At 31.0% G+C, this 7,648-nt stretch carries 6 protein-coding genes; 1 reads left to right on the forward strand and 5 read right to left on the reverse strand.

Annotated elements, in window-relative coordinates; all coding sequences use genetic code 11:
- Window positions 1-15: 15 nt before the first annotated feature.
- Window positions 16-1,683 (reverse strand): gamma-glutamyltransferase, encoded by a 1,668-nt coding sequence (gene ggt / locus RT575_RS14235; RefSeq protein ID WP_313581740.1) that lies wholly within the window; start codon window positions 1,681-1,683, stop codon window positions 16-18.
- 87 nt (window positions 1,684-1,770) lie between these two features.
- A complete protein-coding gene (locus RT575_RS14240) occupies window positions 1,771-4,581 on the reverse strand; it encodes a TonB-dependent receptor (RefSeq protein ID WP_313581742.1) in 2,811 nt (936 codons plus the stop codon).
- A 231-nt stretch (window positions 4,582-4,812) separates the two neighbouring features.
- Between RT575_RS14240 and RT575_RS14245 the strand changes: the two genes are divergently transcribed.
- Entirely contained in the window at window positions 4,813-5,730 is a 918-nt protein-coding gene (locus tag RT575_RS14245) for a YihY/virulence factor BrkB family protein (RefSeq protein WP_313386100.1), read from the forward strand.
- Between the two features lie 47 nt (window positions 5,731-5,777).
- Here RT575_RS14245 and rplQ read toward each other — a convergent pair whose 3' ends face one another.
- From rplQ to rpsD, 3 genes are all read right to left on the reverse strand, one after another.
- Complete coding sequence (gene rplQ / locus RT575_RS14250; protein WP_313386101.1) at window positions 5,778-6,254, reverse strand: 50S ribosomal protein L17; 477 nt, start codon at window positions 6,252-6,254, stop codon at window positions 5,778-5,780.
- 11 nt (window positions 6,255-6,265) lie between these two features.
- Entirely contained in the window at window positions 6,266-7,258 is a 993-nt protein-coding gene (locus tag RT575_RS14255) for a DNA-directed RNA polymerase subunit alpha (RefSeq protein WP_135835259.1), read from the reverse strand.
- 22 nt (window positions 7,259-7,280) lie between these two features.
- Window positions 7,281-7,648: 30S ribosomal protein S4 (rpsD, locus tag RT575_RS14260; RefSeq protein WP_313581745.1), on the reverse strand; the 368-nt coding region annotated here is incomplete at its 5' end.

Here is a 7,648-nt window from a genome sequence, read left to right on the forward strand (position 1 = left end):
TATTTATAACAATTGTTAATAACCTATTGCTTTATCATCTCCTCTTGGATCTGCTCCTGCTTGATAAGTTCCATTTGGATTAACTAATATTCCTTCAACTCGTCCATAAGGATTCCTTTCTTTTAAAATATATCCTTTTTCTCTCAATTGTTTCCGAACACTTTCAGATATTGCCTTAGGTTCATAATCTATTTGATCTGGTAACCATTGATGATGAAAACGAGGAGCTGCAACAGCTTCTTGCATTGTCATTCCGAAATCAACAACATTTAAGATTGCTTGAAAAACAGAAGTAATAATCGTTGATCCACCAGGTGTTCCTACAACCATATATAATTTTCCATCTTTTTCTAATATAGAAGGAGACATTGAACTCAACATTCTTTTTGATGGTTCTATTGCATTAGCTTTTCCTCCAACTAAACCATATAAATTTGGTGTACCAGGTTTTACTGAAAAATCATCCATTTCATCATTCAAAATAAATCCAGCCCCATCAACAACAACTAATGATCCATAAGAATTATTAAGTGTTGTAGTTACAGATACTGCATTTCCATCTTTATCTACTACAACATAATGTGTCGTTTCCATAGATTCTTTTCCTTTCAATTCACCTGCTTTTACTTCAGAACTTGGAGTTGCTTTATCAAAGGAAAAAGTTTTCATTCGATCTACATTATAAGATTTATCCAATAATTGTTTTTGAGGAACATTATAAAAATCTGGATCTCCTAAATGCTCTGCTCTATCAGCATAAACTCTACGTTCTGCTTCTACCATTACTTGAATTGTAGAATCTGACTGAAATCCCCATTTTTTTAAAGGATAATCTTCTATAGATTCAAATAATGAAACTAACGCTATTCCTCCACTTGATGGAGGTGGCATTGAGATAACCTTTAATCCGTTATAGTTTCCAGAAACAGGTGTTCTCCAAACTGAATGATATTGTTTAAGATCCTCTTTAGAGATAATTCCATTTCCTCGCTTCATTTCTTTTACAATAAGATTAGCTGTTTTTCCTTCATAAAAACCAGCTCTTCCTTTTTGCTGTATCAGCTTCAACGTCTTAGCTAAATCTTTTTGAATAAAAATATCACCTGTTTTCCAAGTTACTTTTTCTGTAAATGCATTTACTTTAGGATTGTATTTCAAAAATTTTTCATGCTTAGTCGTAAATTCATTTGCTTGTCTTTCTGTTAATTTAAATCCATTAGTAGCTAAATCAATTGCTGGTTGTACTAATTCTCTCCAACTTAATTTACCATATTTTTCATGAGCTTTAACCATTCCATCTACTGTACCTGGAACTCCAGCTGCAAATTGACCATATAAACTAAGATCTGTAATGGCATTTCCATTTTTATCCCAATACATATCTTCTTTTGCTTTCAGTGGAGCTTTTTCTCTATAATCTAATGCATCTGTATTTCCTTTTGCATCACGGTAAACTAAAAATCCACCACCACCAATGTTTCCTGCATTTGGATAAACGACTGCTAAAGCAAACTGCACTGCAATTGAAGCATCAATTGCATTTCCTCCTTTTTTCAAAATGTCCACACCAACTTTTGATGCTTCTGGATGAGCTGAAACAACTACTCCATTTTTATAATTTTCTTGTGCTATTAATTGAACAGCGGTTAGAAAAGAAAGTATAATAAATGATAACTTTTTCATATTTCTTTTTGATTTATAACAAAAATACCAAACCTCTGCCAAAAGTGACAGAGATTTGGTAAAATTTAAAAAATATTAGAATTAAATTTATAAGTTTATCGCTAAACGAGCAAAAGCAAATCTACCTCCAGTTCCAAACTGTTGCCCAGTTCTTGAGTATACAAAATAACCTCCTGCTCCACGTAAACTCCCCAAATGTGTTTTGTCTGGATAAACATCCAATAAGTTATTTGCTCCTACAGTTAATGATATATTTTTATTGAAAGCATAACCAAAACTTAAATCAGTTACAACTTTTCCAGTAAATACTTGTGAATCTTCAACAACATTCGTTGCCCCATCAACTGGTCCAAAGTATACATTTCTTAAATAAACATTCCATTTATCAAGTGTATAATTTAATGATAAATTAATTTTAGTACGAGGAACTGCTGATTCTAAATAAATTTTACTTGAACGATCAAAATAAGTAGATTCTTTTCCTTTTAATAGTTCTGATGCGTGTACACCACCTACTACATTTGTTTTACTAAAAGTTGCTGATAAGTCACCTCTTAATTTACCTCTACCTAATCTATCTTGATAAGTCAAAACTATATCTAAACCTTTTGTTTCAGTATTTATTGCATTCGCAAAGAAACGAGCTGATGTAGCATTTGCTTGTTCTAATAATTGATAAATTTCTTTATCCTGATCAGAAGCTGTTGCAGAATTACTTCCTGTAAATGCACCAGTGTAAATAATTCTATCATCAATTCTAATAAAGTATCCATCGATACTTAATTTAAATTTACCCCAATTTGCTGTCGCACCAGCAGATACACTTTTTGAAGTTTCTTGCTTTAATTTTGGAATACCTAATAATTGTGCTTCACGACTATCATTAGTAAATGTTCCTGAATTTGAAATTACACCATCTTGAAATACACTTGATGTAGCACTAAAATACATTTGATGTAAAGAGGGAGCTCTAAATCCTGTACTAGCAGCAGCTCTTAAAACATAATTCCCTATTTTATAACGAGTTGATAATTTACCATTGATTGTTGATCCAAAATCTGAATAATTTTCATATCTCCCTGCAGCAGCCACCAACCAATTTTTTGTAAAATTGAATTCAGTATCTAAATAAGCTGCTACTGAATTACGTGTTGCATTCACTGCATTTTCAGGTAAAAATCCTGGGAAAGCTTGTGCTCCACCAGCTATAGCAGAACCGTTTGCTGCAAATAATGTATTAACATCTCCTTTTGGATCTGCAATGTAAATTGGGGTTCCATCTGAATTAGTACCTATTTGTCGAGCTTTACCATAATTTGTATAAGATGCTTCTTCACCTGCAACAATTTGATAACGTTCAAAACGATATTCAGCACCAAATGCTACATTAATACCAGCTAATATATCATCAAAAAACCTTGAAAAATCTAAATTAGTCGTATTCTGAGTAAAACGATATCCTCCAGCTTCAAAAGATGTTGGTGATGATGCTAACATAGACGCATTTACTGTATTTTTAGCATTAAAATCTATTGTATTATTTCCATAAGTATTAGAAAAATCAACTTTCCAATTATCAATTTCTCCACGAATACCTACAGCTAAAGAACGATCATAATTATTTGTTTGTATTAATGGTAAATATCCATTTGGAAAAATAGTTTGAACAGTTTGTGTTAATTGAGAAGGTTGACGACGAAATGCCGCTGATTCACCTAAGCGATAGTTTAATCCACCAAAAGCATATACTTCAGCTTTATCTGAAACTGGGAAAAGTGAATTAAAAAATAAAGCTCCTCCTTCATTTTTAGATTGACCAATACGAGATACATAATCAGAACGACTTTCTCCACGTCTTGCTAATTCTGCATCTGTAATATCTACACCTGTTGGATTTGGATATAAATCTGGACGATTATAATCAGTAAAAATTGTTCCTGTAAATTCTTTTTGACGATTAAAAGGTTCTCTTTTATCATAAGAACCTGAAAAATTTACAAATCCTCCTTTAGTTCCAACCTTAGCTCCATAGTTAACATTTGCTTGAAATGTTTCCCCATCAAAACTATTTTCTGCATTTCTAGATAAATTTCCTCCATAAGATATGTTTGCGCGCAGTTTATCTGTAGAATCTTCTAAAACTATATTTATAACACCAGCAATTGCATCAGATCCATATTGAGCTGCTGCTCCATCTCTTAATATCTCAATTCTTTTTATTGCTGCTGTTGGAATTGCATTTAGATCTGTTCCAACAGAACCTTTACCAAAAGCTCCATTTATATTAATTAATGAAGTAGTATGGCGGCGTTTTCCATTTATTAAAACTAAAACCTGATCTGGTCCTAATCCTCTTAAAGAGGCAGGATCTATATGATCTGTTCCATCAGATATAACCTGAGTATTAGAACTAAATGAAGGTGCCACATAATTTAAAATTTGATTTAAAGAAACCTGACCAACATCTTTTGTTACATCTTTTATATCAATTATATCTATTGGTGTTGTAGAATCTAACTGCGTACGTCCTTTACTACGTGAACCTACTAAAACAACCTCATTTAAGTTTGTTTCTTGATTCACAGTAATTGACTCTAAAATAAAATTTAATGAAATTTCATTTTGATCAATTACATTTAATGATTGTTCTTTTGATAGCTCTCCTTGTTTAGAAACTACAATTGAATATTTACCTGTATCAACAACTAATTCATATATTCCATCTGAATCTGTAGTTGTACTAATATTTGTACCTTTTACATTTACAATTGCATTTTCAACAGGGCCATTAATATCTTCAACAGTTCCCGTTACTTTAGTTTGAGCAAAAACTAAAGTTCCTCCAAATAAGGATCCTAATAAAAATATATTTTTTAATGAGTACTTATCTTTAATCATATCAATCTTTTAAACTCCAGCAAATTTATAGACTTTATAGGGTAAATAACAAATATTTTTTAATAAAACTTTAATAGAATGTTAAACAAAAACACTAACAAACTAAATTAGAGTTAATTAAAAGTACAAATATTTTATTAATAAAGTTAAAATAATTAAGAATTATTAGGTTTATTGATATATTAATGGATTAATTTTAGTTTCTGTATATTTATAAAATATATCAACCTAATGAAATATTTAAAAATTTTTTACAATATCTTAAAACAAACAATCAATGAATTTAGTGATGATAGAGTAATGAAACTAAGTGCATCTTTAACTTATTATGCCTTATTTTCATTATCTCCTCTTATATTAATCATCATTTCAGGTATTAGTCTATTTCTTGCAAAAGATACTGTTGAAATAAAAGTTTTCAGTGAATTAAGTTCAATTCTAGGAAAAGAGGTTTCTAGAGCTTTACAAGACTTTGTAACAAATTCTATGGTTTCAGGTGATAGTACTGTTGCACTATGGATTGGAGTTGGAGTATTAATTTTTGGTGCTACAACAATGTTTGCTGATATGCAAGATAGCTTAAATACAATTTGGAGAATAGAAGCGACACCACATAAAGCTTGGTTAAAATTTATTGTAAATAGATGTATATCTCTTCTTATTATATTATCAGTAGGATTATTACTTATGACAACAGTTATTCTTAACAGTATTTTAGTTAATTTTGGTGAAGAAATTTTTGAATTCTTAAAGATAGACGAGTTTGTTACTCAAGCGACAGTAATACTTATTAATAATACATTAACAGCTTTTTTATCTATCATGGTATTCTTTATATTATTTAAAGTTTTACCTGATGCAAATGTGAAATTTAAACCTGCATTGGTTGGATCTATTTTTACAGCTACACTATTTTTTATTTCTAAATATTTAATTGGCATTTATATAGCAAATACAAAATATTCAAAGGTATTTGGTTCAGCTGGTTCTCTAGTTATTCTTTTATTATGGATATATTATATATCTACAATATTATTCTTAGGTGCTAAATTTACTAAAGTATATGCTGAACATATAAAACTACCAATAAAACCAAAGAAAAACGCTAAACAAAAAGAGGTAAAATTGATTAATAATACTGAAAAATAAAAAAGCCTCCAATTTGGAGGCTTTTTCTATATAATCTATTACAATGATTATGCTTCTTCAGTACTTTCTGGAGCAGCAGCTTCTGTAGCTGTTTCTTCAGTTTTTGTACCTTTTCTACTACGACGTGTAGTTGCTTTTTTCTCAACTTTAGTATTAGTGTAGATTTCATTGAAATCAACTAATTCTATCATTGCCATCTCAGCACCATCTCCTAAACGGAAACCAGTTTTGATGATACGTGTGTATCCACCTGGACGATTAGCAATTTTAGGAGCTACAGTTCTGAATAATTCAGTGATAGCTTCTTTGTTTTGTAAGTAAGAAAATACAACGCGACGGTTGTGAGTATCGTCTGTTTTAGACTTTGTCAATAAAGGCTCAACATACTTTTGTAATGCCTTAGCCTTTGCTACTGTTGTGTTGATACGTTTGTGAGTAATCAACGATATAGCTAAATTAGATAATAAAGCTCTTCTGTGAGAAGCAGTTCTACCTAAATGATTAAATTTTTTTCCGTGTCTCATTTTTAATAAAATTATTCTACGTCTAACTTATATTTTACGATGTCCATACCAAAGTTTAAACCTTTGCTGTCCACCAATTCTTCTAATTCAGTAAGAGATTTCTTACCAAAATTTCTGAACTTCATTAAGTCAGACTTAGCGAAAGAAACTAATTCGCCTAATGTTTCAACTTCAGCTGCTTTTAAACAATTTAATGCTCTTACTGATAAATCCATATCAACCAATTTAGTTTTAAGTAATTGGCGCATATGTAAAGCTTCTTCATCGTAAGTTTCACCAGATGCAACTTCTTCTGCTTCTAATGTAATTCTCTCATCTGAGAATAACATAAAGTGGTGTATTAAGATTTTAGCTGCTTCAGTCAAAGCATCTTGTGGTGTAATAGAACCATCAGTAGTAATTTCAAAAACTAATTTTTCGTAATCAGTTTTTTGTTCTACACGATAGTTTTCAATTGCATATTTTACATTCTTTATTGGAGTGTAAATAGAGTCAATTGCTATAGTACCTATTGGCGCAGAAGCCTTTTTATTCTCATCAGCTGGTACGTATCCTCTACCTTTATCTATTGTAAATGTAATTGTAACATTAACTTTAGAATCTAGGTTAGCGATTACTAATTCAGGGTTTAAAACTTGGAAACCAGAAATAAATTTCCCTAAATCACCTGCTGTTAATTGATCTTGCCCTGAGATAGTAGCAGTTACAGTTTCAGCATCTGATTCATCAATTTGTTTCTTAAAACGAACCTTTTTCAGATTTAAAATGATCTCTGTAACATCTTCCACTACTCCTGGAATAGTTGAAAATTCGTGCTCAACTCCTTCAATTTTGATTGAAGTGATCGCATATCCTTCTAATGAAGAAAGTAACACTCTACGTAGAGCATTTCCAACTGTAATCCCGTATCCTGGCTCTAATGGACGGAACTCGAATTGTCCGAATTTAGAGTCAGACTCTACTAAGATTACTTTGTCAGGTTTGATGAAATTTAAAATAGTCATTTTATTAGTCTGATTTTAAGGTTTATTTAGAATATAACTCGACGATTAATTGCTCTTTAATATCTTCTGGAATTTGAACTCTTTCTGGAGCTTTTGTAAAAGTACCTGATTTTTGTTCGTCATTCCAAACTAACCAATCGTATTCACTACGTGCGTGTAAAGAATTAGTGATTGTTGCTAAAGATTTAGATTTCTCTCTAATTGCTACAACATCTCCTGCTTTTAATTGGTAAGAAGGAATGTTTACAATCTCTCCATTTACAGTTACGTGTTTGTGAGATACTAATTGACGAGCCCCGCTACGAGAATTTGAGATACCTAAACGGTAAACAACATTATCTAAACGAGATTCACATAATTGTAATAATACTTCACCTGTAATTCCTTTAG

The sequence above is a fragment of the Chishuiella sp. genome, from assembly GCF_032109125.1.
GTDB lineage: Bacteria > Bacteroidota > Bacteroidia > Flavobacteriales > Weeksellaceae > Empedobacter.

Excerpts from the sequence above, each read along its gene's own strand:
- ggt (WP_313581740.1), bottom strand. The coding sequence starts at position 1,683 with ATGAAAAAGTTATCATTTATTATACTTTCTTTTCTAACCGCTGTTCAA.
- RT575_RS14240 (WP_313581742.1), bottom strand. The coding sequence starts at position 4,581 with ATGATTAAAGATAAGTACTCATTAAAAAATATATTTTTATTAGGATCC.
- RT575_RS14245 (WP_313386100.1), top strand. The coding sequence starts at position 4,813 with ATGAAATATTTAAAAATTTTTTACAATATCTTAAAACAAACAATCAAT.
- rplQ (WP_313386101.1), bottom strand. The coding sequence starts at position 6,254 with ATGAGACACGGAAAAAAATTTAATCATTTAGGTAGAACTGCTTCTCAC.
- RT575_RS14255 (WP_135835259.1), bottom strand. The coding sequence starts at position 7,258 with ATGACTATTTTAAATTTCATCAAACCTGACAAAGTAATCTTAGTAGAG.